The 25,517-nt window shown below is 67.5% G+C and carries 27 protein-coding genes and 1 pseudogene; 12 read left to right on the forward strand and 16 right to left on the reverse strand.

Annotated features, from left to right (window positions below):
• Window positions 1–680: pseudogene (locus A5622_RS02535) on the forward strand (MFS transporter); the annotation flags it as partial.
• A gap of 23 nt (window positions 681–703) precedes the next feature.
• Here the strand turns inward: A5622_RS02535 and A5622_RS02540 are convergent.
• Window positions 704–1,741, reverse strand: a complete 1,038-nt coding sequence (locus tag A5622_RS02540; protein ID WP_066861294.1) for an LLM class F420-dependent oxidoreductase — start codon at window positions 1,739–1,741, stop codon at window positions 704–706.
• 10 nt (window positions 1,742–1,751) lie between these two features.
• The gene (locus A5622_RS02545) at window positions 1,752–2,174 is read right to left on the reverse strand and encodes a nuclear transport factor 2 family protein (protein WP_066876451.1); all 423 of its coding nucleotides are present in this window, start codon (window positions 2,172–2,174) and stop codon (window positions 1,752–1,754) included.
• A gap of 123 nt (window positions 2,175–2,297) precedes the next feature.
• On the opposite strand from A5622_RS02545, the gene A5622_RS02550 reads away from it, so the two are divergent.
• Window positions 2,298–2,864: a PadR family transcriptional regulator gene (locus tag A5622_RS02550; protein WP_066876453.1), complete on the forward strand. Its 567-nt coding sequence runs from the start codon at window positions 2,298–2,300 to the stop codon at window positions 2,862–2,864.
• A 6-nt stretch (window positions 2,865–2,870) separates the two neighbouring features.
• On the opposite strand, the gene A5622_RS02555 is transcribed toward A5622_RS02550, so the two are convergent.
• Entirely contained in the window at window positions 2,871–3,761 is an 891-nt protein-coding gene (locus A5622_RS02555; RefSeq protein ID WP_066876455.1) for an SAM-dependent methyltransferase, read from the reverse strand.
• 95 nt (window positions 3,762–3,856) lie between these two features.
• Window positions 3,857–4,903 (reverse strand): ketopantoate reductase family protein, encoded by a 1,047-nt coding sequence (locus A5622_RS02560; protein WP_066876457.1) that lies wholly within the window; start codon window positions 4,901–4,903, stop codon window positions 3,857–3,859.
• Between the two features lie 91 nt (window positions 4,904–4,994).
• Here A5622_RS02560 and A5622_RS02565 point away from each other — a divergent pair, with 91 nt between their 5' ends.
• Window positions 4,995–5,750 carry a haloacid dehalogenase type II gene (locus tag A5622_RS02565; RefSeq protein ID WP_066861242.1) on the forward strand — a complete coding sequence of 252 codons (756 nt, stop codon included), beginning with the start codon at window positions 4,995–4,997 and terminating at the stop codon, window positions 5,748–5,750.
• 234 nt (window positions 5,751–5,984) lie between these two features.
• On the forward strand, window positions 5,985–7,055 hold the full coding sequence (locus A5622_RS02570) for an LLM class flavin-dependent oxidoreductase (protein ID WP_066876512.1): 1,071 nt from the start codon (window positions 5,985–5,987) through the stop codon (window positions 7,053–7,055).
• On the opposite strand, the gene A5622_RS02575 is transcribed toward A5622_RS02570, so the two are convergent.
• Window positions 7,056–7,775, reverse strand: a complete 720-nt coding sequence (locus A5622_RS02575; RefSeq protein WP_066861239.1) for a CoA pyrophosphatase — start codon at window positions 7,773–7,775, stop codon at window positions 7,056–7,058.
• Between the two features lie 81 nt (window positions 7,776–7,856).
• On the opposite strand from A5622_RS02575, the gene A5622_RS02580 reads away from it, so the two are divergent.
• Entirely contained in the window at window positions 7,857–8,750 is an 894-nt protein-coding gene (locus A5622_RS02580; RefSeq protein WP_066876459.1) for a hypothetical protein, read from the forward strand.
• Complete coding sequence (locus A5622_RS02585) at window positions 8,747–9,013, forward strand: YdeI/OmpD-associated family protein (RefSeq protein ID WP_066861233.1); 267 nt, start codon at window positions 8,747–8,749, stop codon at window positions 9,011–9,013. The genes A5622_RS02580 and A5622_RS02585 overlap by 4 nt, the downstream gene beginning before the upstream one ends.
• A gap of 31 nt (window positions 9,014–9,044) precedes the next feature.
• On the opposite strand, the gene A5622_RS02590 is transcribed toward A5622_RS02585, so the two are convergent.
• From A5622_RS02590 to A5622_RS02610, 5 genes are all read right to left on the reverse strand, one after another.
• The gene (locus A5622_RS02590) at window positions 9,045–9,398 is read right to left on the reverse strand and encodes a VOC family protein (protein ID WP_066876461.1); all 354 of its coding nucleotides are present in this window, start codon (window positions 9,396–9,398) and stop codon (window positions 9,045–9,047) included.
• Between the two features lie 47 nt (window positions 9,399–9,445).
• The gene (locus tag A5622_RS02595) at window positions 9,446–9,961 is read right to left on the reverse strand and encodes a hypothetical protein (RefSeq protein WP_231998339.1); all 516 of its coding nucleotides are present in this window, start codon (window positions 9,959–9,961) and stop codon (window positions 9,446–9,448) included.
• Between the two features lie 120 nt (window positions 9,962–10,081).
• A complete protein-coding gene (locus A5622_RS02600) occupies window positions 10,082–11,128 on the reverse strand; it encodes a zinc-binding dehydrogenase (protein WP_066876514.1) in 1,047 nt (348 codons plus the stop codon).
• Window positions 11,129–11,136: 8 nt separating this feature from the next.
• Window positions 11,137–11,844, reverse strand: coding sequence for a phosphonatase-like hydrolase (locus A5622_RS02605; RefSeq protein ID WP_066876464.1), 708 nt, complete (start codon window positions 11,842–11,844; stop codon window positions 11,137–11,139).
• Window positions 11,841–12,605: a GntR family transcriptional regulator gene (locus A5622_RS02610; RefSeq protein WP_066876466.1), complete on the reverse strand. Its 765-nt coding sequence runs from the start codon at window positions 12,603–12,605 to the stop codon at window positions 11,841–11,843. The genes A5622_RS02605 and A5622_RS02610 overlap by 4 nt, the downstream gene beginning before the upstream one ends.
• A 140-nt stretch (window positions 12,606–12,745) precedes the next feature.
• Here A5622_RS02610 and A5622_RS02615 point away from each other — a divergent pair, with 140 nt between their 5' ends.
• Window positions 12,746–14,200: an MFS transporter gene (locus tag A5622_RS02615; RefSeq protein WP_066876468.1), complete on the forward strand. Its 1,455-nt coding sequence runs from the start codon at window positions 12,746–12,748 to the stop codon at window positions 14,198–14,200.
• 15 nt (window positions 14,201–14,215) lie between these two features.
• Here A5622_RS02615 and A5622_RS02620 read toward each other — a convergent pair whose 3' ends face one another.
• Window positions 14,216–15,100, reverse strand: coding sequence for a cyclopropane mycolic acid synthase family methyltransferase (locus A5622_RS02620; protein ID WP_066876470.1), 885 nt, complete (start codon window positions 15,098–15,100; stop codon window positions 14,216–14,218).
• Between the two features lie 347 nt (window positions 15,101–15,447).
• Here A5622_RS02620 and A5622_RS02625 point away from each other — a divergent pair, with 347 nt between their 5' ends.
• From A5622_RS02625 to phoU, 3 genes are all read left to right on the forward strand, one after another.
• Complete coding sequence (locus tag A5622_RS02625) at window positions 15,448–16,023, forward strand: hemerythrin domain-containing protein (RefSeq protein WP_066876472.1); 576 nt, start codon at window positions 15,448–15,450, stop codon at window positions 16,021–16,023.
• Between the two features lie 286 nt (window positions 16,024–16,309).
• Window positions 16,310–17,641, forward strand: coding sequence for an MFS transporter (locus A5622_RS02630; RefSeq protein ID WP_066861209.1), 1,332 nt, complete (start codon window positions 16,310–16,312; stop codon window positions 17,639–17,641).
• Window positions 17,642–17,714: 73 nt separating this feature from the next.
• Window positions 17,715–18,350: a phosphate signaling complex protein PhoU gene (phoU, locus tag A5622_RS02635; RefSeq protein WP_066861284.1), complete on the forward strand. Its 636-nt coding sequence runs from the start codon at window positions 17,715–17,717 to the stop codon at window positions 18,348–18,350.
• 52 nt (window positions 18,351–18,402) lie between these two features.
• Here phoU and A5622_RS02640 read toward each other — a convergent pair whose 3' ends face one another.
• Both A5622_RS02640 and A5622_RS02645 read right to left on the reverse strand, forming a co-directional pair.
• Window positions 18,403–19,158 carry a class I SAM-dependent methyltransferase gene (locus tag A5622_RS02640; protein ID WP_066861206.1) on the reverse strand — a complete coding sequence of 252 codons (756 nt, stop codon included), beginning with the start codon at window positions 19,156–19,158 and terminating at the stop codon, window positions 18,403–18,405.
• On the reverse strand, window positions 19,155–20,141 hold the full coding sequence (locus A5622_RS02645) for a methylenetetrahydrofolate reductase (protein WP_066861281.1): 987 nt from the start codon (window positions 20,139–20,141) through the stop codon (window positions 19,155–19,157). The genes A5622_RS02640 and A5622_RS02645 overlap by 4 nt, the downstream gene beginning before the upstream one ends.
• A gap of 162 nt (window positions 20,142–20,303) precedes the next feature.
• Between A5622_RS02645 and A5622_RS02650 the strand changes: the two genes are divergently transcribed.
• A complete protein-coding gene (locus tag A5622_RS02650) occupies window positions 20,304–21,662 on the forward strand; it encodes a wax ester/triacylglycerol synthase family O-acyltransferase (RefSeq protein ID WP_066861203.1) in 1,359 nt (452 codons plus the stop codon).
• Between the two features lie 35 nt (window positions 21,663–21,697).
• Here the strand turns inward: A5622_RS02650 and A5622_RS02655 are convergent, their stop codons facing one another.
• Window positions 21,698–22,525: a formate/nitrite transporter family protein gene (locus A5622_RS02655; RefSeq protein ID WP_066861200.1), complete on the reverse strand. Its 828-nt coding sequence runs from the start codon at window positions 22,523–22,525 to the stop codon at window positions 21,698–21,700.
• Between the two features lie 214 nt (window positions 22,526–22,739).
• Between A5622_RS02655 and A5622_RS02660 the strand changes: the two genes are divergently transcribed.
• Window positions 22,740–23,957, forward strand: coding sequence for a cytochrome P450 (locus tag A5622_RS02660; RefSeq protein WP_066876473.1), 1,218 nt, complete (start codon window positions 22,740–22,742; stop codon window positions 23,955–23,957).
• A 21-nt stretch (window positions 23,958–23,978) separates the two neighbouring features.
• Here the strand turns inward: A5622_RS02660 and A5622_RS02665 are convergent, their stop codons facing one another.
• Both A5622_RS02665 and A5622_RS02670 read right to left on the reverse strand, forming a co-directional pair.
• Entirely contained in the window at window positions 23,979–24,401 is a 423-nt protein-coding gene (locus tag A5622_RS02665; protein ID WP_197498009.1) for an ATP-binding protein, read from the reverse strand.
• Window positions 24,402–24,543: 142 nt separating this feature from the next.
• On the reverse strand, window positions 24,544–25,467 hold the full coding sequence (locus tag A5622_RS02670; protein WP_369827431.1) for a 2-hydroxyacid dehydrogenase: 924 nt from the start codon (window positions 25,465–25,467) through the stop codon (window positions 24,544–24,546).
• Window positions 25,468–25,517: the final 50 nt, after the last annotated feature.

Consider the following 25,517-nt stretch of genomic DNA (forward strand, 5'->3'; position numbering starts at 1 on the left):
CCGCGGCCATCGTGGTGCTGGCAACGTGCGCCGTCATCGGTGCGGCCCGCCGCGCCGAGGTGGCTCGCCCGGCCGCCGGGTACGACTCGGGGCGGGTGGCCCCGGCCGCCCCGGCCGCGCGGGGAGTCAGCCGGGCCCTGAGCTGGGCCATACCGCTGGCGCCATGGGTGTACGCCTCGGCGACACTGGGATTCGTCACCATCCCCACCCGGCTGCACACCGCGCTCGCGGCTCCCCTGGCGGCCGGCACGGCCACCCTGATCGTCAACGGTGTCAGCGGCGTCGTACAGGTTCTGGCCCGCGCGCTTCGGTGGGGTCCGCAGTCTGGCACCGTCGGTGCGGTGCTGGCGGCGCTCGGCTACGCGGTAGCCGCACTGGCGCCCCCGGCGCTGACCCCGGCGTTGGGTCTCCCGCTGTTTGTGGTTCTCGGCTGCGCCTCGGGCCTGTGCCTGCGTGAAGGCCTGATCGACCTCGAGGCCGCCGCGCCGCCACGCCTGCGCGGGGCTCTGACCGGAGTGTTCTACGTCGTCACGTACGTCGGCTTTGCCCTGCCGCTGATCCTGGCCACCGTCGGCTCGGCGGTTTCGGTGGTGATCCTGTCCGTGATGGCCGTGCTGGCCACCGTAACGGCGGTCGCCCGGGCGGTGCGGTTACGCCGAGACAGCCACCGCCAGGACTGATTCCTCGCGGCCCGCGCCGGCGATCAAACCAGTTGGCGCAGCGTCTCGATCAGCTTGATCCGCTCCGCCGTGGTCGACGCGATGGGCGCCACGTTGAGGGTGGTGACCCCCGCCTCACGGAACGCCGCCAGCCGCTCCTTGACGAATTCGCGGGTGCCGATCAGGTTGACGTCGCGCACCAGATCGTCGGGCACCACCTTGGCGGCGCCGTCCTTGTCGCCGGCCAGGTAAAGCTCCTGGATCCGGTCGGCCTGCGCGCCGTAGCCGTATTTGGTGGCCAGGGCGTGATAGAAGTTCTTGCCCTTGGCTCCCATCCCGCCGATGTAGAGGGCCAGGTGCGGTTTGACGAATTCCCTTAGCGGCTCGACGTTTTCGCCGATGGCCAGGACGGGACCGGCGTAGATGTCGAGGTCACCAAGCTCGGGGTCGCGCTTGGCCCGGCCGGCGGCCAGGGAGTCCCCCCACACGTCCTGCGCCTTTTCGGGCAGATAGAAGATCGGTTGCCAGCCCTCGGCGATCTCGGCGGCCAGTTCGACGTTCTTGGGTCCCAGCGCGGCCACCAGTATCGGAATACGCTCCCGGACAGGGGAATTGATCAGCTTGAGCGGTTTGCCGAGGCCGGTGCCCTGGTCGGCGGGCAGCGGGATCGTGTAGTGCTTGCCCTGGTGTTGCACAGTCTCGCGTCGCCACACCTGCCGGCAGATCTCGATGACTTCGCGAGTCCGGCCGATCGGGGCGTCGTAGGGAACACCGTGAAATCCCTCGATGACCTGCGGACCGGAAGCGCCCAGGCCCAGGGTGAAACGCCCGTCGGAGACGTAGTCCAGGCCGGCGGCGGTCATCGCGGTGAGGGTCGGGGTTCGGGTGTAGAGCTGCAGGATGCCCGAGGCCAGCCCGACCCGTTCGGTGCTGGCGGCCAGGTAACCCAGCGCGCTCACCGCATCGAACGAATATGCCTCGGGCACAAAGACAATGTCCAGCCCGGCGCGTTCCAGGTCGGCCACCTCGGCGGCGACGTCCTTGAATCCGCCCGCATAGTTGATGCTCAGTCCAATCCGCATGGTCATACTTCTACGCGGTGCCGGATTGATTGGCCAATTCCAGCGCCTCCTGCTGGATGCGACCGAATTGGGCGCCCATCGCCTCGGACAAGGCCGTCGCGCCCGACAGCGGGCGCACCATCACCATGAAGTCGTCGATGCGTCCGTCGTCGTCGAAGTGCAGGAAGTCGCATCCGGTGATCTTCACCCCGGGAGCCCCGGCTATGCCGGTCTCGAACACGAAAGCGTGGTCGCGCCCGCCGGGGTCGTGAATCTCGCGGACGTAGCGGAAGTCCTCGAAGATCCGCAACACCCCGCGCAGGATCGCGGCGGTGATCGGCTTGCCGACGTAGGGCTTGAACGCCACCGGGCTGGTGAAGACCACGGTGTCGGCGAGCATCGCCCGGATGGCCTCCTCGTCGCGCTCTTCGACGGCTTTGCGGAACGGGTGCATGAGCGACCTCGCATAGTCAACTAGTTGAGTACGTGCGGGATCGACGCTAGGGCGCCCGCCGCGCGATGTCCAGAGTGCGATTAGTCACTTTGTTGAGTAATCGTGTCGTTGTAGCATCGACCGATGTCGCTGCGTGACGCGGTGTTGGCCGCCCTTCTCGAGGGCGAATCGTCCGGATACGACCTGGCCAAAGACTTCGATGCTTCCGTCGCAAACTTCTGGCCGGCGACCCCGCAGCAGCTGTATCGCGAACTCGACCGGCTCGCTGAGCAAGGGCTCATCCAGGCCCGGCTCGTGCAGCAAGAACGCCGGCCCAACAAGCACATGTTCTCCCTGACCGAAGCCGGCCGGGACGCGATCCGGCAGTTCACGACCAAGGCGCCGAAACCTTCGGTGATCCGTGACGAACTACTGGTCAAGGTTCAAGCCGCCGACGCCGGCGACATCGAGGCCGTCCGCGAGTTCATCCGCGACCGGCTGCACTGGGCGAGCGCCAAAGTGCAACGTTACGAACGTTTGCGGGCGCGCATGCTGGACGGCCACAGCGAAGAGGAATACCTGGCCCGAACCGAACGAATTGGCCCCTATTTGACGCTGAGCCGGGGAATCTCGTTCGAACAGGAGAACATTCGGTGGGCCGAACGCGCGCTGAGCATTCTCGACCGCCGCGTGCCGGCCACTCGCCGGTGATGCGGCTCAGCGTTCGCGGACCGCGGTGAAGAACTTGGTGCGCAGCAACCGATCGAACACTACCGGCAGATCCTGGAAGGGCCGTCCGTATTCGGTGGCGGCCTTGTCGACCAGGTCCACGCCGGTGACCCGCCAATGATGTTGGGCAAGAAACGCTTTGGTGTCGGTGCGCGGATCGTCGTACCACAGCTCGGCGACCGGCGGGTGGTCGGTGTCCTGGCTGATGGTGGGTACGTTGTCGGCGAATTCCTGCACTTCGCCGGGGGCCGGCCCGAGCTCGGCGGCTAGGTGGCTACCGGCGGCCGACAACTCGTGCAGCTTGTCGAAGAGCGCGTCCTGCGCGGCCCCGGGCAGATAGGGCAGCAACCCCTCGAGCGCCCACGCCGTCGGTTGGCCGGGGTCGAAGCCGGCCGCAATCAGCTCACCCGCCCAATCGTCACGCAGATCGGTGGCGACGGTGACGCGCCGCGTCGACGGGACGGCCCCCCGCTGGTCGAGGACCCGCTGTTTGAATTCGAGCACCCGCGGCTGATCGACTTCGTACACCGTATGGCCGGCGGGCCACTGCAGCCGGTAGGCGCGAGAATCCAACCCGGCGGCCAGTATGACGGCCTGGCGGGTGCCGGACCGACTGGCCTCGGCGACAAACTCGTCGAAGAATCGCGTGCGCACCCCCACCCACTGTGCATTGAAGGCCGCCGCGCTGGTCATGTCCGTCTTGTCCACTGCCGCAATAAGGTTCGGCTCACCGGCGGCGGCCACGAAGCCGGCGGCGAAGTCGTCGTTCGCCAACGGCGGCCGCAGCCCGGCGTCGAGGGCACGCGCCGCGCACACGGCCAACGCGGTGAAGCCGACACTCGTCACGATGTCCCAGGTATCGCCGGCACTTCGGGCCACAACAGCCTCCCATCAACTCATCAACCAGGCGCGGCACGATTCGTTCGCACAACTAACGATATCGTACGCCGACCGGTTGAGTGCCCCGATCGGTCCTACGACGAGGCGCCCGCCGCTGCCCCGAGCAGTTCGCTCAACTGCGAGACGCAGTAGCACCCCGGACCCGCGCCATCGCGCACCGCCATGCGCACCGCGCGGGCTACGGCGGCATTCAGCGGGGCCCTGGTGCCGTGCCGGTGCGCGATCCGGGCGATCTCGCCGTTGAAGAAATCCGTCTCGACGTTGCCGGTGTTACGGCTGAACGACTGCCAGGTCGAGTTGCTCGGCCCACCGTCCCATCCGGGGACGGGGCGGATGACCGGACCGTCCGTTCGTACCGCCCGCGACGTTTCGAACCGCACGAATTCGATTCCCGCAGAGCGCAAGACATTTTCACCCTCGGCCCGCAGCGCGTCGAGTATCTCGCCGGCGTCGGTCGCGCCGGCGGTCAGCGCCCCCACCCCGTTTCCGAGGTTGCTCAGCAACTTGTTGTACTTCCACGGGGCGACGTCGGGTGTGATTCGGGTGCGGATGCCCGCCTCGCTCCAGGCCTCGGCGAGGCTCGTCAGCAGGTCGGCATCGGCCGCCTCGCCCGCTCCCGCGGGCCACCGTGCGATGTGAAACTGGCCGGCCACCGGCCACGACCGCACGATCACCTCCCCGGGTTCGACGTGCACGGCAGGCAACCACACGCAGACGCCGAACACGCGAGCAAAGTAGCGCAGCGCCTTCTCCTCGGCGGCAACACCGTTGAGCGCGGTCATCGCCGGCAGCAATTCGCCTGCGGTGCCCCGCGTTCCGCGCACCGGGCGGTCGACCCACTCCTGCAAGGCCGCGTCGAGTTGCTGGGTTTTCGTCGTGAAGACCAGCACGTCGCGCTCGGTCAGTTGCACCTGGTCGGGCCGCGACGCGACGGTGACCGGTGTGCGCCACGCGCCGTCCGGCGTCCGCAGCGTCAAGCCATCGGCCGCCAGCACCTCGGCATGCCGGCCGCGGGCAACCAAGACGGTGGAAGTTTCTGCCCTCGCCAGCAATCCGCCCAGCGTGCCGCCGATGGCTCCGGCACCGATGATCACGTATCGGCGATCGTCCCGCTCCGCCATCGCCCCGCCCCCTCCTGAAGTCGCCATCCTCCACGGCGAGATTACGTGCCGGTGCCCGGCTGCGCCGCCGGCCGCGGCGCTAGCCTGAGGAATGACCGAATACCGCTCGCCCTCGACCGGCCGGGCCGTACGCGCCGTTTTCTTCGATACCTTCGGAACAGTCGTCGATTGGCGATCCGGAATCGCCGCCACGGTACGACAATTCGCCCGACGCCACGACGTCAGCCTCGACCCGGACGCGTTCGCAATCGACTGGCGGAGCCGATACCTACCCTCGATGGCCGAAATCCGTTCGGGCCGCCGGGAATTCGTGTCACTGGATATCCTGCATCGAGAGAACCTCCTCGCATCACTCGAGCAGTTCGGCGTCGCTGTCGGCGCGCTGCCCGGCGACGAGGTCGACGCACTCGCCCGCTCGTGGCGCTGGCTGCCGCCGTGGCCGGACAGCGTCGACGGCATCGCGGCCATGAAGCGACACGTGATCGTCGGGCCGCTGTCCAACGGCAACACCGGGCTGCTGGTCGAGATGGCCAAGTTCGCCGGCCTGCCGTGGGACGTGGTGCTCGGTTCCGATGTCGAAAAGGCTTACAAGCCCGACCCGCGCGCCTACCACACTCCCGCACGTTTCCTTGGCCTGGAACCGGGTGAGGTGATGCTCATCGCGGCGCACCCCTCCGACTTAGACGCCGCCCAAAACGCCGGCCTGGCGACCGGTTACGTCGCGCGGCCCGACGAATACGGCCCGGGGCGGGAATCACCGGTCGAGTCCACCGGCGCGTGGGACGTCTCGGGCACGTCGCTGGGCGAATTGGCCGGCTCGCTGTTCGGTGCGCCGGATCCACGATAATGCGGCGCCGCCGCATGGTTTCGATCCGACTGCGCCGATGCGGCCGCTACCGCATCACACCCGAGGCCGTAGCGGACGCAGGCGCGGGGCGGCGTAGCGGGCCGCCGCTGCGATAGGGAATGGGAGGCTCGGCGACGGCGTTTACGTCGGGGTGGCGACGCCCACGCGCCGGTGCGGCCGGTCGTCGGCCGAGTCGATCGCGGTTGGGCGCCGAGGATGCCGAGAGGGTTGGACGTGAGATTTCTGCTGATCACACTCATCACCCATGTGCCGGACCTGGTCTCCGGGTCGAAGTCGAGCCCGGCCGATCGGCTGCGTGATGTCCTCGACAAAGCCGTGCTCGCCGAGGAACTCGGGTTCGACGGCTTCGCTGTCGGTGAGCGTCACGAAGACCCGTTCATCTCGTCCTCCCCACCGGTGGTGCTCAGCAACATCGCGGCGCGCACCTCGAAGATCGCCTTGTTCACCGGGGTTACCACGCTGAGCCTGCTTGATCCGGTGCGCGCCTTCGAGGATTACTCGACGCTGGACAATCTGTCCGGTGGGCGGCTCGAACTGATCATCGGAAAGGGCAACGGAGCGGCGCAGGCCGAACTGTTCCACGTGACCCCCGAGGATCAGTGGGACCGCAATCGCGAAGGCTACGAGCTGTTTCGCCTGCTGTGGGACAGTGAGAACGTGACGTGGTCAGGGCGGTTCCGTCCGCCACTCGTCAACGCCAAGGCACTTCCCCGCCCGTTGCAGCGCCGCATCCGGATCTGGCACGGCAGCGCGACGAGCAAGGATTCCGTCGATCTCGCGGCGCGCCACGGCGATCCGATCTTCTCCGCCAATGTCAGCAATCCCATCGAGCCGTACGCCGAGCTGGTTCGTCACTACCGGCAGCGGTGGGAGTTCTACGGCCACCGGCCCGAGGACGCCCTCGTCGGCGCGGGAACCGCCGGGTTCTACATCACCCGGAACTCACAGGACGCCGTGGCGACCTACCGGCCGATGTTCGAGGCGCGTCTGGCGTTCGCGCGCCGCACCGGCCTTCCCGTGGTGTTCGAGTCGATCGAAGACTTCGTCGAGCGAAGCTCGGCGTTGGTGGGCAGTCCCGCGCAGGTGATCGACAAGGTCGGGCGCTACCACCGGGAACTCGGGCACGAGGTGATGCATCTGTCCGCCGATGCCGACGGGGTGACGCGCGACCAACAGCGCCGCAGCCTCGAGCTGTTCCAGTCCGAAGTGGCCCCCGTTCTCCGCGAGAGCATCCCGAGCCGGCCGCTCATCGCCCAGGCGCCTCTCGAAGAGGTTGCGCTGTAACTACTTCCACGCAAACACCGGTTGTTCCAACCCGTCGACCGGATCACCCCGCCCCTCCAGGCCCAGCCACCGCAGCTGCAGCAGCACGGCGCCCGTCGGTGCGTGGATGAGGTCGTTGCCCAGCGGGATCTGCACGACCGGCCGTGGGCTCTCCGGGATGGTGATGAACCGCGGCGAGTCGTCGCGCTGCAGTTGGTGCAACCCCACCCGGTAGACCGCCACCACCTCGTCGGGTGCGGGATGTAGCTCGAGCCGCCCGCCTCCCCAGAGCACCACCGGCGTGATCACGTATCCGGATCGGGTGGGGTAGTCGTCGAGCAGGCCCAGGACCGTCGAATCGGACAGCTCGACGCCGACCTCCTCGCGCAGTTCGCGCAGCGCCGCGTCGACCACGGTCTCGCCAGGGTCGAGGCGGCCGCCGGGCAGAGCCCACTGTGCCGCGTGCGTGCTGAGACGAGAGGCCCTGCGGCACAGCAGAAAAGCGGCGCCGCCGGAGACATCGACCATGCGGCCGTCCAGGTGGGCCGCGGGCAACGGGCGACCGGCATTCCAATCGTCCACCGCCACCGGGTCCACCCGGTCCTCCCCCACCTCGGAGTCGACGAGCACCACCGCGACGGCCGCGTGCCGCTTCGTCGGGTCGGTCACCGCGCGGCGGCTATGGCCGGCCAGATTGTTCCGGATCCGCTCGCGCAGGGGCCGGTCGTAGGGGATGGTCACGCCTCGAGCCTAGGCTGAGGCGTTTTCACGCCGCGCAGATCCGTGCTTGGTCGGGGCCGGCGCCAGTGGTTAACTGCGAGCATGCGGAGACAACCGGTGCTGGCCCGACGCTTCTTCGATCGCTACGAACCGGTGCACGCGGTGACGTATTTCGCGCCCGAAGCGCGGGCGGCGTTGGACGCGCTCGGTTATCGGGGTTTTTGGATGGGCTATTTCGCGGCCCGCTCGGCGCCGCTGGGCGCCGCGACCCGGGAGTTGGTCACGGCGATCTTCTACAATTTCGCCCCCGAACGGGTCGCCAAGGCACTGCCCGCGGCGTGGGAGATCGCGGGCCCGCAGGCCGCGTTGCAGGCCAGGCACGAATCCGCGGTGGCGGCGTTACGCCGCTACGGACTCGGCGCCGACGAAAAGGTCCGCGTCGCAGCCGAACTGGCGGGCAAGGCGGCCCGCCACGCGCCCCTGGATGGGCGTCCCCTGTTCGCGGCGAATCTGGCATTGCCCTGGCCGGACGATCCATTGTCGGCGCTGTGGCACGCCACCACGCTGTTGCGCGAGCACCGCGGCGACGCCCACGTGGCCGTGCTCGCCGCGGCCGGCATCTCCGGGCGCGAATCGAACGTCCTACATGCCGCGGCCGGCAACGTGTCTCGCGACTACCTCGCCCGCACCCGTGACTACGACGAGGCATCCTGGCGTCACCACGAGCAACGACTCGCCGAGCGGGGGCTGCTCGACGACGGCGGAGCGCTGACCCCGGCCGGGCGTCAACTGAAGGACCACATCGAATTGATGACCGACACGCTGGCCCTGTCCGCGCTCGACCCGCTCAGCGACGACGAGGTGGAGACGCTGTTCTCAGCGCTCACCCCGATCACCCGCGCCGTGGTCGCGGGCGGCGACGTTCCCGCCATCACCCCGATGACGTTGCGCCGCGACGAATTAAACGATGACAGCGCGCATTTGGCGGATCGATGAGCGGCCAGCGGGTGCCCGGCGGGGTGGTGCACAAATTGCCCGCGGATCTGCGCGACGCGTTGATCGGCAACGCCACCGCGCTTGGCGCCTGGCGCGACATCACGCCGTTGGCCCGAAACGAGTTCATCTGTTGGGTCGAGGATGCCAAGCAGCAGGCAACTCGGGAGCGCCGCATCCGCCGGACCCAGGAGGAGCTGGAGGAGGGCAAGCGCCGGCCGTGCTGCTGGCCGGGCTGCAAGCACCGCGAACGCACCGGAAAGTAGTGCCGCAGAGGCACTCTCGGCAAAAGCGCGGCTACTTGGTCAGTGGTTTGTAGAAGACCAGGCCGTTGCCCTTGTTGTCATAGACCACGGCCCGTCGTTCGTGGGCGTCGTCGTAGGGGCCGTACACGATGCCGCCACCGCTGGCCTCGACGGCCTTGGCCGCGGCGTCGACGTCCGCGGTCTTGATGCCGACCACGACCTGCCCGGGGATGGGATGGTCCACCGCGGTCGCCAGCGCCAGCGTGACCGGGCCCGCGTCGAGGGCCGCGAAGTGCGCGCCGTCGCGAAACTTCAGCGGCATGCCAAGGGTTTCGCTGTAGAACCGAATCGACGCGTCGAGGTCGTCAGTCGACAAGATGATCATCTTCGCTTCGTGCCCGCTCACGGCGCCTCCTATGTCCGGGTCGCCACCAGACTAGCGCCGCGGTGTGATCAGGCGGCGCCGGACGGAAGCGCTTGGCCGTCACCGTAATCCATCGGCGGGGCCTCGCCATGCCCTGCACCGCGGTAGGCCACGGCGGTGGCCAGGGCCTTGCCTCCCTCGATTGTCCCGACCACAACGACTTTGTCGTTGACCGTGAAACGCGGTGCGGCCGTGATGGGTTGGCGGTTACCGTGATTGACGACGGTGGTGTTCGGGGTGAAGCCATACGTCTGCACGTGCCCGTCGGCGCCGCGCATGGTCACCGAGTCCGCCGACACGGCCACCACGGTTCCTTCCTGGCTCACCGGCTGCGAGACGGCCGGCGGCTCGAGATTGGCGGCAACGGCGCGCTTCTCGGGGTGGCCTGCGTTGAGCACCAGCGCCATCAGGCACGCGGCGCCCAACAGCGAAGTGGAGACGATTTCGCACATCGTCGCGGCGCCGGAAAGCCCGCGTCGCCGACCACGGTCGGTCGGCGTCGGCTTTTGCTCCGGTGGCTCCGGCATGCGGTGTTTGGCGCTCACGGTCAGTCCTTCCAGCGGCGCTGCACCAAAGGACATCGGCGCCCACCGAATCAGGTTGTTGCCGGGGAAATTACCCGCGGCTGTGGTGCGGTAAACCCGGCTGTGCTGCCACCGGCGGTGTTACGGGGCTATCGCATACCGCGGCACAGGTCCCGCGGGTGCGGTCAGCAACGCGCCGACCTCGGCAAGAGACCCCGGGCCGGCGACCAATTCGGGCCACGGGAAACGCTCGCGCGTGCGCCGCAAGAAGCTCAGCGCCGCGGTCAGGTGCCGCGGTTCGTAGTTGTGCACGCCCAGGATGGACAGTTGGCGGCGCACCACCGATTCGGCGTCCACCGCCACGGCCGCGTTCGGCGCGACCGAACCCGCCAGCACGGCTATTCCTTGGACGTCGAGGGCGGCCAACCCGCCTTCCAGCGCTGGCGGCACGCCGGCCAAGTCCAGCAACACGTCGCACGTGCCGGCTCCGGATGCCGAACCTCGCGCATCGCCGGCGCCGAATCTGCGCGCCAGTTGCCTTCTGACCACGTCCGGATCGACGGCGGTCACCGCCGCGGCGCCACCGATTCCGGCCGCGGCGACCGCGGTCAGACCGAGCATGCCGGCGCCAAGCACGAGCACCCGTCGCCCGTTCAGGTCTCCCGCGCGTTCGATCACGGACATGACCGTGGCCGTCGCGCAGGCCGCCGGTGCGGCGACCGCGTCGATGAGGTCGTCGTCGACCACCGCGATGGGCAAACCGCGGGGAAGGAAAACGTGCTGGGCGTAGCCGCCGGACAGTCCCCATTCGGAGTCCAGTGCCTCATGGCCGGCCTTGCGCACGACGCGGCACTTCGCCGTGACGCCCGCGCGACACCGGTCGCAGGTGCCGCACGGCAGCGTCACGCACCAGATGACGCGTTGACCAACGCGCAAAGCCCGGCCGTCTACGGCCGCGGGCCGGCCGCCGCCCAGCGCCACGATCTCACCGACGGCCTCGTGGCCCAGGATCGACGGACACGGCTGGCGGCGCCGCCCACACACCGTGTGCCTGTCGCTGCCGCACACCGTGGCGAGCCGGACTCGCACCAACACATCCCCCGGCCGTAACGGCGGAACGGGCACCGATTCCACCGAGACGTCGGGGCCGCCACGCCACACGGCCGCCAGCGTGTGCGCGACCGGCATCGGCTGCGTCACGAGGGGCCGGCCGCCAGGTTGCGCACCTCGAGGAGCGCGGGCAGGTCGGCCACGGACGCGAGCAGATGGGTGTGTCGATACCTGCCGAGCTCGACGGCGTCGTCGGCCCCCGACAGGACGCCGACGACAAGCGCCGCACCCGAGTTGGTTCCGGCTTGTAGGTCGCGCGGGGTGTCGCCGGCGACGAGTACCCGGGACACGTCGGTGACACCGAGCTTCTCCATGGCCCGAAAGATCATGAAGGGCGCTGGGCGTCCGGCCGCGACGTCACTGCCACACACGACCGCGTCCACGGTCGACTCGCCTTCCCAGCCCAGAGCGGCTAACAACGAATCGACGATGTCACGGTCGAACCCGGTGGTGAGGGCGATCCGGATACCTGCGGATCGCAGCGCGGCCATCGCGTCGGTGATGCCGGACAGCGGGCGCGGCGGAGAGGCCGCGTAGGCGGACGTCAGCCGGGCACGGAAGTCAGCGACGACGGCGTCCAGCAGTTCCGCGTTCGGCGGGGCGCCACCTGATGGGGTGAGCAGCGCCCGCAGCGCCTCGTGCTTTGCCGCCCCGTGCCAGCGTGCGATGTCAGCCTCGGACGGCGACGCTCCGTAGGCGTTCGCCGTTTCGGCGAGGACCCGGTAGACCTGCTGGCCCTCGTCGATGGTGGTGCCGGCCATGTCCAACACGGCCAGTTCGACCCGGGTGGTCATCGGGCGTCGACCTCCGTTCCCGGCCTGGCGTTTCGGCTCAGGGCGCAGCGCGCGTCCAAGGTGTTCTCCAGCGTGAAGCTGACCATGCCCGGCAGATAGCGGTCGTCGTGGTACTCGATGACCTCACCATCGGCGCCCCGGGTACTCCGTTGCTGCCGCAGTAACGGATCACCCTGCGCCACAGCGAGATACGCCGCATCGATCCGGTCGGCCGCGACCGCGTCGATGACGTGCGAGGCGGTCGAGAACCGCACTCCCTGCGACAGCAGGTAGGCCCACAGCGACCCCGAGTCGCAATCGAAGTCGAACAACCGGCGCCCGACGTGCTCGACGAAGGTCGCTCGTTCCAGCATCGCGGGCTCGCCGTCGAGGTAGCGCAACCGCAACATCTGCACGACCGGGGCTCCCTCGTCGAGATGCAGTACCGAGGCCGCGTGTTCGTCGGCTCGGCGCCAAGCCAATTCGAGCGTGCGCTGTCCGGGCGTGCGCCCAATCGAATGGGCCCACGCGGAATAGGACAGCAGCGTGTCGAACGGTTGGCCCACCGACGCCGTACAGACGACGGGCCGTTTCCCGCGGCCGCCGGCGATGACGCCCTCGGCACGCAAGGCGGCCAGCGCCTGGCGGACAGGTCCGCGTGACGCTTTCCAGCGGTCACAGAGTTGGGATTCCGACGGAAGCTCGGAACCCACGGGCAGGTCTCCGACCCGGATCTGCTCCCGCAGGCTGTCGGCGATCATCTCGTGCAGCGCCATTGCCATGCACTTGACTATACATGTCGTCGGAACGGTCATCGACCCGCTGGCCACTGAATATCCTTGAGGTTACCGAATATTGAACATCGACATAAATGGCGGTACGTCGTTGACTTGCGTCTAGCGTGTGGTGGACGGTACTTATCATGACAAGTCCCGGACCGCGGCGCGACGCCATGCCCTCCGCATCGGCCCATGCCGGCGTCGCCAAGTCGATCGACGACGCGAAGCTCGACATATTCCACTTCAAGGCCGCGGCGACCGCGGGAGCCGGATTCTTCACGGACTCATACGATCTCAACGTGATCGGCACCGTCACCCTGCTGGCCACCCCGCAGTTCCACCTCACCGGCGCGCAGATTTCGATGCTGACGAGTTCGACACTGCTCGCAGTCGCGTTGGGCGCCATAGCCTTCGGTCGCCTCGGCGACATGCTCGGCCGCCGCCGCGTCTACGGCTTGGAAGCGGTCCTGATGATCATCGGGGCGCTGCTGTCCGCGTTCGCTCCCAACTTCACCATCCTGCTCGTCGCGCGGCTGATACTCGGAATCGGCATCGGGGGCGACTATCCCGCCAGCGGCGTCATCATGGCCGAATACGCCAATCGGCGAAACCGCGGTCAGCTGGTCGGCCTGACCTTCATCTTCTACGTGTTCGGCCAAGTCGCGGCATATCTGGTCAGCCTGCTCGTGCTGGCCATCGGCGTGCCCGACCACATCGCCTGGCGACTGATACTGGGGATCGGCGTCATCCCGTCCCTGCTGGTGCTATATCAGCGTCGCCACATGCCCGAGTCACCGCGCTGGACGGCCGAGCGTGGCGACGAGCAGCAGGCGCTGAAAGACTTTGCGGCATTTGCTCAATCGCGCGCGACATTCACCTCACCTGCCGTCGGCGCGACGCCCGCCGCCAAGATCGGACTGTCCAACCGCAAGCTCCTCACGGTCCTGTTGGGCACCGCGGGTAGCTGGTTCTTCTTCAACGTCGCCGTCTATGGCAGCTACGTCAGCCAACCACTGCTGATCAAGCACATCACGCCCCACGGCAGTGTGCTGTCCAACATCGCCCTGAACGCGGTGCTCGTCATCTGTTTCGGCCTCGGCGGCGCGATCGCGGGCCTGCTGGTGCTCGACCGGGTGCCACGACGCACGTTGCAAGGGCTCGGGTTTGGCATCTGCGCGTTGGCAATGCTGCTGATAACGGCCTTCCCGATCATCAGCGCCTCGGTAGTGCCGTTCGCGATCGTGTTCGGCATGTCGTTGTTCGGGGTCGCCTTCGGACCCAACTACACCACCATGCTTCTCGCCGCGGAGTCCTATCCCACCGCGGTGCGCAGCACGTTCCACGGCCTTTCCTCCGCCATCGCGAAGGTCGGGGCGTTCCTGGGTGCGCTGTTCGTGCCGCTCCTGCTCAGCGGAGCCGGGTTACGAGCGGTGACCCTGTTGGGGTTTTGCTGCTACGCGGCGGGTATCGCCACTACCGTCTTGGTACGCGAACCCGCGGGACTGGCGCTCGACGACGTCAGCGATGGCCTTCGCCGCCGCGGCGCACGAACCGGCGTGACGACCGAAACCCCTGCGTCGGAACGGCTTTCGGCCTGATGGTCAGGTGCGAAGTCAGCTCTTGGTGAGGGTGAACTGCGCTACGTCGGTGTACCCCTCGCGGAACAGGTCCGCGCATCCGGTCAGGTACTTCATGTACCGGTCGTAGACCTCTTCGGACTGGATCGCGATGGCCTCGTCCCTGCGCGCCTCCAGGGCGGCCGACCAGGTGTCGAGCGTGCGGGCGTAGTGCAGGCGCAGCGGCTGGTAACGGTCGAGGCTGAAGCCGGCGCGCTCGGCGTGCTCGACGATGCCCTTGGCCTGGGGCAGGTCACCGCCCGGGAAGATCTCGTCCATGATGAATTTCATGAACCGGATCTTGGTCATGGTGATGGGCAACCCGCGCTCGGCGAATTCCTCGTCGCTGGGCTTGATGATGGTGTGCAGCATCATCACCCCATCGGCCGGCAGCGCCTCATAGGCCATCTTGAAGAAGTCGGGGTACCGGTCCCGGCCGAAGTGTTCGAATGCGCCGATCGACACGATGCGGTCGACCTTCTCGTCGAACTGCTCCCAGCCCTGCAGCAGCACCCGCTTGGACCGCGTCGAGGGGTGGCTGTCTAGACGGCGCTGCACGTGCGCCTGCTGGTTGCGGCTCAGCGTCAGGCCGACCACGTTGACGTCGTAACGCTCGAGCGCCCGGACGATCGTGGTGCCCCACCCGCACCCGATGTCGAGCAGCGTCATGCCGGGCTGCAGGCCGAGCTTGCCGAGCGAAAGGTCGACCTTGGCGTACTGCGCCTCTTCCAGCGACATGTCCTCGCGCTCGAAATAGGCGCAGCTATAGGTCCGCGTCGGGTCCAGGAAGAGCGCGAAGAATTCGTCGGACAGGTCGTAGTGCGCTTGTACGTCCTCGAAGTGCGGTTCCAAGCTGACGGCATCGCCGGGTTTTTCGGACAAGGCACAACCTCTGACTGGTTCTTATTGTTTTACCGGGTGCGATCGAAGCAGATCGCCTGACTGACGCCCCAGTGTATCCGCCCGGATGTCCGCGCCTGCCCGGCGAGTTGCTGTTCAGGGCGCCGAGCCTGCGGACGGGGGCCGACGCTGTTGCCCGCACCGCGACGTCACCGGATGACTGACGCGGGCGTCAAATTGGTATCGAGCTGCGGGGCAGGTGAACTCGACGAAGGCGTACGATCCGGCTGGCTGGACGCGGTTGACGGATCCCGCGCCGGGTTGTTATCTCAGCTGATGAACCGGGTAAGCCCCGGGCTGACCGGTGTTCAGAGAGGCGGAACTCTCCGATGGCTGACATCACCATGTTGATCCTTGCCGACCATGAGTGGTTCCGCGAGCAGTTCGCGCTGCTGGACGACCTGCAGGCGCACAGTCCCGACGACCGGGCGGCGCTCAAGCGGGTATGGCGTCCGCTCGCCGACAAGCTGGACGTGCACGCCTACATCGAAGAAAAGATCTTCTACCCGCAGTTGCTCAAACGCGGGGGCGAGGACGCCGAAGGCGAGACCCTCGACGCGATCGGTGATCACAACGACATCCGCGACGGCGTGCGCGAGGCCAACGCCGCCCCGCTCGGCAGTGACCAGTGGTGGGCGGCGGTCGGGCGAACCCGGGTGGCCAACGACGATCACATGGGTGAAGAGGAACGAGAAGGGCTGTCGGATTTTCGCCGCCACGCCCCCATCGGGCTTCGCGACGCGCTCGGGCGCCAGTACAGCGAGTTCATGGCCGAGCACCCCACCACCGAGGGGCTGCCGATCGAGGATCGCGACCCGCGTCGCTACGTCGAGCAGTTCGAGGAGACGTCCCAGACCAAACCCACCGACTTCTCGCTGCGCATCGGAAGCCTCAAAGGCCAGTGAGGCGTCCGCGACCGCCGGGACGTGACGCGAATAACCAATCCGGCGCCGGCGTTGCCGTCGCACCGTCGTCGCCGCCGCTCGCGAGGAGGGTCTAGCTGGCATTTGCCGGACGCGACCGCGCCCGCGCATGCGTTCGCCGGACCGTCGCGCCAGCCCGCCGACACGCGCGATTACCCGACCCCGCTGGTTCGTCCCGGGAATGTTTCGGGTAAGCCATCAGTCGATGGGTACTCGACGCCGCCGGAGGAAATGGGCACGTAAAGACATCAGGGTCGCCGATCCGGCGATGCGGCAGACCATCATGGGCACCGCGATCGGCAACTTCATGGAGTGGTACGACTTCGGCGTCTACGGCTATATCGCGACCACGATCGCGCAGGTGTTCTATCCCGGCAAAAGCGTCAGCGGCGTCCACCTGATCGCCACCTTCGGCACGCTGGCGGCGGCCTTCGTGGTGCGGCCGCTCGGCGGCTTCATCTTCGGTCCGCTGGGCGACCGCATCGGCCGGCACCGGGTCCTGGTGGTGACCATCCTCATGATGACGATCAGCACGACCATGACGGGGCTGCTGCCCACCTACAGCACCATCGGGATCTGGGCGCCGATCCTGCTCGTCATCGCCCGAATATTTCAGGGCCTGTCCACCGGCGGTGAGTACGTCGGCGCGATGACCTACCTGGTCGAACAGGCCCCCGACCACAAACGCGGCATGATGGTCGGGTTCTTGCCGATGGGCAACCTGGTCGGCTTCGTCCTCGCCGGGATGCTGGTGACGGGGCTGCAGACCTGGCTGCCGGACGACGACATGCTGGCGTACGGCTGGCGGATTCCGCTGCTGCTGGGCCTGCCCTTCGGCCTGGTCGCCCTGTTCTTACGGCTCCGGCTCAAGGAGTCCTCCGCCTACCAGAGCGCGCACGACGATGCGCCCTCGGCGGACGACCAAGGCGGGCAGCAGATTCGGCGGACGATCGCGGCCCAGTGGCGTCCGATGCTGATCTGCGCGGCGCTGGTGCTGACCTCCCAGGTCGCCGACTTCATGCTCACCGGGTATCTGCCGACGTATCTGCGGCTGTTCGTGCGCGTCGGACACACCGCCGGGCTGGTGATGATCGTCTCGACGCTGGCGATCTTGATGGTCACCGTGGTGCTCGTCGCCAGCTTGTCTGACCGCATCGGCGTCAAACCCATCATGTGGACCGGCTGCGGGCTGCTGATCGTGGCCTCGATCCCGGCGTTCTGGCTCATCCGCTTCGGCGGCCTGTACCCGGTGATCTTCATCGGCGTCCTGCTGATCGGCCTGATGGAGCTGTGCTTCGACAGCACCGGCCCCGCCATGTTGCCCGCACTGTTTCCCACCAACGTGCGCTACGGGGCACTGGCCATCTCGTACAACATCTCGATTTCACTGGTCGGCGGCGTTACGCCGCTGATCGCCCAAGCGCTGGTCTCCGGCACCGGCAACGTGATGGTGCCGGCTTACATGCTGATCTTCGGCGGCGTGGTGGGCGCCATCACGTTGCTGTTCACCCCGGAAGTCGCCGGCAAGCCGTTGCTCGGCTCCGGGCCTGCCGTCGAAACCGAGCGCGAGGCTCGCGAGCTCGCCGAGGGCGTCAGGTAGCGGACGGCCCGCGCAGTTTCTTCTGTTTTTGCTCGTGGGCGTTTATTTGGCCGTGGCGGGCTATCCGGTGAAGATGAGGACCGGTTTCCACCAGCGGCTGCGCACGCTGACCGAACAGCTCGCCCAGATGTGCGCGATGGCCGCTGAGGTGATCCAGCAGGCGAGCGAGGCGCTGCTGGAGGCCGACCTGACGACGGCCGAATCCGTCATCGCGCGCCATCGCAGCATTCTCGCGATGGATGCGCACGTCGAGGAGACCGCATTCGCGCTGTTGGCCTTGCAGGCGCCGGTGGCCACCGACCTGCGCGCGGTGGTCAGCGCCCTGCGGATCGCCGCGGACGCGCGACGGATGGTCGAGCTCGCGGTCCACATCGCCGAGATCGCCCGTCGCCGGCACCCGTATCCGGCCGTCTCGGCCGAGGTGCGGCCATACATCGCCGCCATGGGCGAGGCGGCCGAAGCGCTGGCGCTGGGGGCGCGCGAGGTGCTGGTGTCGCAGGATCCGCGGCGGGCCGCTCAGATTCGCCGCGACGACGACACGATGGACGACCTGCACCGGCGCCTGCTGGCGATGCTGAAGGATCCCGCGTGGACGGAGGGCGTCGCCGCCGCGGTGGACGCCACGCTGTTGGGCCGCTTCTACGAACGCTTCGCCGACCATGCGGTGCAGATCGCGCGGCGCGTCATCTTTCAGGCCACCGGGCGCTAGCCGATGCGCTTCGGCGCGGTGACAACGTGCCGCGAACGAGGCGGCTCAGCGGTCAAGCGTGACGCAGCACCAACAACTCGCCGGTCAAAGTTCCATCCTCGAGCAACCGACCGATCGTCGAACTCTGACGTTCGGCCAACTGCCAGGTCTCCGTGTCCCCATGCCGGTCGGCGAGGACACGCTCCACGGTGTCGACCCGCTCATTCCATGCGTCCTCGATCGGCGGAAGGTCCTGCGTGCCGAGTTGCCGCTCGACGTCGAGCGCGGCCCTGGTCAGCAGCTCTCGCAAGGCATCGGGTGTCGGAAAGTGGTTGCCCTCCAGCGCATTTGGCGGTATGTCGCGATGCGCGACGAAAACGAGCAACCCGACGCGCCCACCCGGCCGTACCACGCGGCGCAGCTCGGTGAGCAACGCGAGTTGATCGGGGGTGGTACACAGCACGCCCAGTGCCCAGGCGGCGGTGAAACTCGCGTCCCTCATCGGTAGGGCCGATCCCATCGCGCACACCACCGGAAAGCCGAAGAGTTTCTGTGCCGCACGGCACGCGCCGGTCTCCGGCTCCACGAGAACGGGCCGAACCGCAGTCGATCGAGCGGCGTATGCCGCGGGGCCCCCGACGCCGGCGCCGGCGTCCAACAGTGTGGCTTCGGGCGCCAGTTTCATGTGTTCGACGAGCCAGTCGAGGGCCGCCGGGCTGCCGCTTCCCCGGCAGCCGGCAGGGAGGTGGTAGTCCGGCCCGAGCTCGGCCGCCACCTGCGCGGTCCATTCGGCGACGGCGTCGAACTCGGCCTCCATGGGGTCCGTCATGGCGCCCCTCCTCCCTGCTCCCGGATGCGCCGGCCCACTTCTGCCTTGATCTCCGCACCGATGCGAGGTCCCGATGCCGAGGCCAGCCCCGAGACGTTCACCCCCTCGACGCCCTCGATCGACAGCAGCGCTCGCGCCTCGTCCACCGCCGCCGCGATCCCGGCCTCCACCGGATCCGACGCGCCCAGAACCCGTTGCGTCACAGTGGGATCGAGCTCGAGTCCCGGCAGCCCTTCCAGTACCGCCGCCGAGACGGTGTCGGTGAATACCGCTACCGCCGCGATCACCGGGATCGCCAACCCGGCCGCCCGTGCCGACTTCATGAAATCGGCGACCATGTCGGGAAAGGGCACGTGGTTGAGGACCGCCAGACTCGCTCCGGCTCGCTGCTTCTCGACCAACCGCGCGGGCCTGCGCTGTACGGGCGGGGCGGTAGGCGTTTCTGGTACCGCGGCGACGATGCCGACCGAAGCGGCCAGCGAAACCAGGCGAGGCCCGTCGAGGTCGAAGGCCTGCGAAACATCCGGGCGCACGTCATATCCGCGCCCATCGCCGGTGACGCACAGCACCGTTTCGACATCGATGCTGCGCAGTCCTCTCAACTCCTGCTCGAGCACCACGCGGTTACGGTCCCGGCAGGACAACGTGATCCACGGCGTCACACCGGCGTCGAGCAACAGCGACGCCATCAACGTGGGCGGGAAGTCGGGTTTGTTCTGGTGTTCGCCCACGAGGACGGCGTCGCATCCGGGCGCCAGGACCGTCGCCGTCGCCGCGATGTCGTCAGGATCGAACGGGGTGGCGCTGAAGTCGGTCAGCACCCGCGGAGTCCGCGCGGGTCGGGGGGCCGGGCTATGACCCGACCACGGCACCACGTCGTCGAAGACGCACGGACCCGGGCGCATCTCGCACTGCCCGTCCGGCCGCACGCCGCCGCACGGCCCGAACTCCATCCGCTTCGGACAACCCGAATCCGCCGGCATCCGCACCCCCTCGATCGTCAATACCCAAACGATCGCGCCCACAAGCGTCCCGGCGACCGCGCGATGTCGGGACGTCATTCGCGATTAGCAATCGTTCGCTGCGGCTAATACGAAAGGGGCATGTGCTGGATGGACGGCACAGCGGACGGAATGGGAACGCCTATGGAACCGATATCACCGATGGACGCGTTGTTCCTCATCGGCGAGTCACGCGAACACCCGATGCACGTGGGCTCACTGCAACTCTTCGAGCCCCCGGAGGATGCCGATCCCCATTTCGTGCGCGAGGCGTATCAGGCGATGCTGCAGTGCACGGACGTGCAGCCGTCGTTCCGTAAGCATCCGGCCTTCTTCGGCGGCATCACCAACGTCGCGTGGTCCTTCGACAAGGACGTCGAACTCGACTACCACCTTCGCCGGTCCGCGTTGCCCGAGCCGGGACGAGTCCGCGACTTGCTCGAGTTGGCTTCCCGGCTGCACGGCAGCCTGCTCGACCGGCATCGCCCGATGTGGGAGGCGCACCTGGTGGAAGGCCTGCAGGACGGGCGGTATGCGGTCTACACGAAGTATCACCACTCCCTCATGGACGGCGTCTCGGCGCTACGCCTGGTGCAGCGCGCCTTCACCCCCGACCCCGACGACGACGAGGTGCGGGTGCCGTGGAGCCTGGGTCCGCGTAAGCGCAGCGGGCGACGCGAACAGTCGTCGCTCTTCGACCGGGTGGGCCGCACCGCGGGGTCGGCGCTCGCCCTGGCGCCCTCCACACTCAAGCTGGCGCGCGCCGCGCTACTCGAACAGCAACTGACCCTGCCGTTCCGGGCGCCTCGCTCGATGTTCAACGTCCGGATCGGCGGCGCCAGACGGGTAGCGGCACAGTCGTACTCGTTCGAGCGCATCAACGCCGTCAAATCCGCCACCGGTACCACCGTCAACGACGTCGTGCTCGCCATGTGCGCCGGGGCCCTGCGCGCCTACCTCCTCGATCAGAACGCCCTGCCGGACGCGCCGCTGACCGCCATGGTCCCGGTGAATCTGCGCAAGGACGACGACGACCGCGGGGGCAACAACGTCGGGACGTTCCTGTGCAATCTCGCAACGGATCTCGACGACCCGGCCAAGCGGCTGGAGATCATCAGCGCCTCCATCCGCGACACCAAGGAGGTGTTCTGGCAGCTGCCGCCGGTTCAGCAATTGGCCCTGTCCGCCTTCAACATCGGCGGCTTGTTCTTCGGGCTGATCCCCGGTTATCTCTCCGCGGGCTCGCCGCCGTTCAACATCGTCATCTCGAACGTGTCGACCGGCAACTCAGACCAATTGTATTGGCGCGGAGCACGATTGGACGGAAACTATCCGCTGTCGATCCCGCTCGACGGGCAGGCGGTCAACATCACCGTGACCAACAACGCGGACAACCTCGACTTCGGTCTGGTCGGATGCCGCCGCAGCGTCCCGCACCTGCAGCGAATGCTCGGTCATCTCGAGGCGTCCCTGAAGGATCTGGAGCTGGTGGCGGGCGTCTGAGACACGTTGCGGCGCTGGCAAATCGCTGCCGCCGCTCACGAGGCAACGGTGTCGGTGGCGTCGGCGCGCTCTTCCTCCAGCCGGTCCTTGCTGCGCAGCAATCGCAGCAGCGTGACGAACAGGAGACCGCCCACCAGGTTGCCGACGACGGTGTAGCCGAACCAGCCCAGCCAATCGAGGTAGCCGAACGGCGCCTTGCCGGTGATGAGCGCGCCGAAGATGAGCAGCGAATCCAGAATCGAATGGAACAACCGCAGCCCGGCGAGGAGGAACGCCGCCGCCACGGCCGCGGCGATCTTGGCGGGCACCGAGTCGGTGCCGTGTTGCATCCGGGTCATCAGCGTGATCACCATGCCGCCGAGCACGGCCAGACAGAAGCTCTGGGCCGACAGCGGCGCGGTGGCGAAGTGGGTCGCGGATTCGACCGTCTGAGAGTGCAACTCGGGAAAGCCGGTCATGATCAGCCACATGATCACCCAACCGCCGACGAGGTTGGCAAACATCGTCCCGGCCCATAGTTTGAGCAGTTGCGTCAGGCCGGCGCGCTTGGCCGCCACGGTGACGACGGGGATGATGAAGCCCTCGGTAAACAGCTCGCTGCGACCGAGCAGCAGCGCCAAAAAGCCGATGGAGAACGCCAATCCGGCCAGCAGCGGGCGGTGGGTGGCGTCCAGGACCGACAGATAGGCGAGCACGCCGAGCGCCACTTCGGTGCCCCCGAAAAACCCGGTGACCAGCACACCGCGCCAGCTCCGGTGCAGTCGCTGGGTACCCTCGCTCAGCATTCTGCTGAAGGCGTCTTCGAGCTCGTCCTCGATTGGACTGTCGGTTTTGCCGAGCTGTCGTCGGATGTTCTGGCCCATAATGAAGTCCTCGCAGTTGAACGGCCGAAGAAACGGTCATATACCCATTTCCCTGGTGGTCCTGCGGCCGTGACGCGTTAGCTATCCCACATGCGCCATGCGCTGTGGCGGGCGCCGATTTGCGCAACCGCGGCCACAATCCTTTGTGGGGAATACCACAGCGCCTACTGTAAGGTCCACGGTAAGTCAGCGCAGGCGGGGAGAAGGGTGAACCATGCCAAGCACCACTGATACGCGCAGCCAGCTGCGGCCCGACGTCGATCTGACCGACGGCGCCTTCTACGCGGGCGACTCGCGACCGGTCTACCGATGGATGCGCGAGAACGAGCCGGTCTTCCGGGACCGCAACGGCCTGGCGGCCGCGGCGACCTACCCGGCGGTGATCGACGCCGAGCGGGCACCGGAGTTGTTCTCCAACGCTGGCGGTATCCGGCCGGACCAGGACGCACCGCCCATGATGATCGCAATGGACGACCCCGCCCACCTGCTGCGGCGCAAGCTGGTCAACGCCGGCTTCACCCGTAAACGCGTCAAGGACAGGGAGTACTCGATCGGCGCGCTGTGCGACGCGCTGATCGACAACGTCTGTGAACGGGGCGAGTGCGACTTCGTCTGGGACCTCGCGGCTCCCCTTCCCATGGCAGTGATCGGCGACATGCTCGGGGTGCTTCCGGAGGAACGCCAGATGTTCCTTCGCTGGTCCGACGACATGGTGACGTTGCTCAGCAGTACGACCGCACAAGAGGATTTTCAGGTCTCGGTGGACGCATTCGCCGCCTACACCGAATACATGACGGGCATGATCGCGGCGCGCAAGGCCGAGCCCACCGATGACTTGGTCAGCGTGCTGGTACATGCGGAGGTGGACGGCCAGAAGCTGGCCGACCATGAGATCGTCACCGAGGTGTTGTTGCTGCTCATCGGCGGCGACGAGACCACCCGGCACACGCTGTCCGGCGGCACCGCGCAGATACTGCGTCACCCGCAACAGCACCGGCGACTGGTCGACGACGTGGCCCTGCTACCCAACGCGATCGAGGAAATGCTGCGCTGGACCGCCCCGGTCAAGAACATGGCCCGCACCATGACCGCGGACGTCGACTTCCACGGCACGCAACTCCATCAGGGCGAGAAGATCATCTTGCTGTTCGAATCGGCGAACTTCGACGAGGCGGTGTTCGGCGACCCGGAGAGCTTCCGGATAGACCGGTACCCCAACAACCATCTGGCATTCGGCTTCGGCACCCACTTCTGCCTGGGCAATCAGCTGGCGCGCCTGGAACTGTCGATGATGCTCGAGCGGCTGCTGAAACGCCTCCCGGACATGCGGCTGGCCTCGGCGGACCCGCTACCGCTGCGGCCGGCCAACTTCGTCAGCGGTCTGGAACGCATGCCGGTCGAATTCACGCCCACGGCAAGGTCGGGCGCCTGATCAGGGACTGGGTCCGAGGCCTCACCGCTGCTGGCCGGCGAGCTCCGCGTCGGTCGCGTAATCCAGGTAAACGCTGGTGCCGTTGGGCCGGGCGTGGATGGTGCAGTGGTCGGACAGGCGGTGCATCAGCATGATGCCGCGCGAGGCGTGCGGATCGTTCGACTGCCTCGATGAGGGCTTGCGCCAGCTTCCTCGATCACTGACACAGACCCGGATCGACTCGGCCTGCGGGTCGTAGCTGGCCTGGAGTTTCATGACGCCAACCTGCTGATGCGAGCGATAAGCGTGCTCAACGCAATTCGCCAGCGCTTCGTTGACTCCGAGGACGACGTCCTCGCGGATCTCCTCCGGCGCGCGCACCTCTTGCGCCAGCCACCGTTGCAGCGCACGGCGCCACGCCGCCACCGTGTCGGGGCGGGCTGTGCCGGCGAGCGTCAGCCGCACCGGCGTGGCTGTCTCCGGCAGTAGTGGACTCATGAAAGCCGCATACCCAGTTGCAGTTGGAGCAATAACCTTCTGCGAGTATCGCTTCGGCCACAGATCGATAGCCGCGCAGAATCACCAGGTCACGGCGTCACGGCGGGTGCTAGCGGTGCGGCGACAGGACGGGTGTGACCAGTTCGCCCGTGCTGAGGTAGCTGTCGAGATTGCGGATCGCCAGCAGGGCCATGGCCCGCCGGGTCCGCGCGGTGGCGCTGCCGATATGGGGCAGCAGCACAACGTTGTCCAGGCCGAACAATTCGGCCGGTACGTGTGGCTCTTCGGCGAAGACGTCCAGGCCCGCTCCCGCCAATTCGCCCGCGGCCAGCAATTCCACCAGCGCGTCCTCGTCGACCACGCTGCCCCTGGCGATGTTGATGAGGTAACCCTCGGGGCCCAGAGCCCGCAGCACCGCGCGGTCGACCAACTTGTGCGCATTGCGGTCACCCGTGGTGGCGATGACCAGGACGTCCACCGACTCGGCCAGCTCCACGGGCGAATCGGCATAGCGGAACGGTGATCCCTCGATGCGGTGGCGGTTGTGATAGGCAATGGCGCAGTCGAATCCGAGCAACCTGGTCGCGATCGCCGAACCGATCCGGCCCAGTCCCAAGATGCCGACCTGCAGGCCGCTGACGTCCCTGGCGTAAGGAAACGCGCCCTCGCGCGCCCATCGGCCGGCGCGCACGTAGCGGTCGGCGGCGCCGAAACGGCGCAGCGTCATCAGGATCAGCCCCACCGCGGTGTCGGCGACTGTGTCCGACAACACATCGGGCGTATTGCTCACGCCGATGCCGCGGCGTTTGGCCGCCTCCAGATCGATGAGATCCACGCCGGCCCCGTTGTTGACGATGACCTCCAGATTGGGCAACGCCGCCATGGTGTCCGCATCGACGCCGGGCGATCCCGACGTCACCAGCACGCGCACACCGGCTCCGTGCTCGGTCAAAAACCGCGTGCGGTCGGGGCCGCCGGGCAGCTGCGGAATCTCATACCGGGCGGACAGCTCCGCTGCGAACGTCGGCTCCATCTCGCCGACCCTGAGCACCCCGCTGACTTTCTTCGCCGTCACGACTTCAT

Origin of the sequence: Mycobacterium sp. 1245801.1, assembly GCF_001673055.1 — a bacterium.
GTDB lineage: Bacteria > Actinomycetota > Actinomycetes > Mycobacteriales > Mycobacteriaceae > Mycobacterium > Mycobacterium europaeum_A.

Bases quoted from the DNA above. Each gene is read 5' to 3' on its own strand.
- A5622_RS02540 (WP_066861294.1), bottom strand. From the start codon at position 1,741: ATGCGGATTGGACTGAGCATCAACTATGCGGGCGGATTCAAGGACGTC.
- A5622_RS02545 (WP_066876451.1), bottom strand. From the start codon at position 2,174: ATGCACCCGTTCCGCAAAGCCGTCGAAGAGCGCGACGAGGAGGCCATC.
- A5622_RS02550 (WP_066876453.1), top strand. From the start codon at position 2,298: ATGTCGCTGCGTGACGCGGTGTTGGCCGCCCTTCTCGAGGGCGAATCG.
- A5622_RS02560 (WP_066876457.1), bottom strand. From the start codon at position 4,903: ATGGCGGAGCGGGACGATCGCCGATACGTGATCATCGGTGCCGGAGCC.
- A5622_RS02565 (WP_066861242.1), top strand. From the start codon at position 4,995: ATGACCGAATACCGCTCGCCCTCGACCGGCCGGGCCGTACGCGCCGTT.
- A5622_RS02580 (WP_066876459.1), top strand. From the start codon at position 7,857: ATGCGGAGACAACCGGTGCTGGCCCGACGCTTCTTCGATCGCTACGAA.
- A5622_RS02585 (WP_066861233.1), top strand. From the start codon at position 8,747: ATGAGCGGCCAGCGGGTGCCCGGCGGGGTGGTGCACAAATTGCCCGCG.
- A5622_RS02600 (WP_066876514.1), bottom strand. From the start codon at position 11,128: ATGCCGGTCGCGCACACGCTGGCGGCCGTGTGGCGTGGCGGCCCCGAC.
- A5622_RS02605 (WP_066876464.1), bottom strand. From the start codon at position 11,844: ATGACCACCCGGGTCGAACTGGCCGTGTTGGACATGGCCGGCACCACC.
- A5622_RS02610 (WP_066876466.1), bottom strand. From the start codon at position 12,605: ATGGCAATGGCGCTGCACGAGATGATCGCCGACAGCCTGCGGGAGCAG.
- A5622_RS02615 (WP_066876468.1), top strand. From the start codon at position 12,746: ATGACAAGTCCCGGACCGCGGCGCGACGCCATGCCCTCCGCATCGGCC.
- A5622_RS02625 (WP_066876472.1), top strand. From the start codon at position 15,448: ATGGCTGACATCACCATGTTGATCCTTGCCGACCATGAGTGGTTCCGC.
- A5622_RS02630 (WP_066861209.1), top strand. From the start codon at position 16,310: ATGCGGCAGACCATCATGGGCACCGCGATCGGCAACTTCATGGAGTGG.
- phoU (WP_066861284.1), top strand. From the start codon at position 17,715: ATGAGGACCGGTTTCCACCAGCGGCTGCGCACGCTGACCGAACAGCTC.
- A5622_RS02640 (WP_066861206.1), bottom strand. From the start codon at position 19,158: ATGACGGACCCCATGGAGGCCGAGTTCGACGCCGTCGCCGAATGGACC.
- A5622_RS02645 (WP_066861281.1), bottom strand. From the start codon at position 20,141: ATGCCGGCGGATTCGGGTTGTCCGAAGCGGATGGAGTTCGGGCCGTGC.
- A5622_RS02650 (WP_066861203.1), top strand. From the start codon at position 20,304: ATGGAACCGATATCACCGATGGACGCGTTGTTCCTCATCGGCGAGTCA.
- A5622_RS02655 (WP_066861200.1), bottom strand. From the start codon at position 22,525: ATGGGCCAGAACATCCGACGACAGCTCGGCAAAACCGACAGTCCAATC.
- A5622_RS02660 (WP_066876473.1), top strand. From the start codon at position 22,740: ATGCCAAGCACCACTGATACGCGCAGCCAGCTGCGGCCCGACGTCGAT.
- A5622_RS02670 (WP_369827431.1), bottom strand. From the start codon at position 25,467: ATGGAGCCGACGTTCGCAGCGGAGCTGTCCGCCCGGTATGAGATTCCG.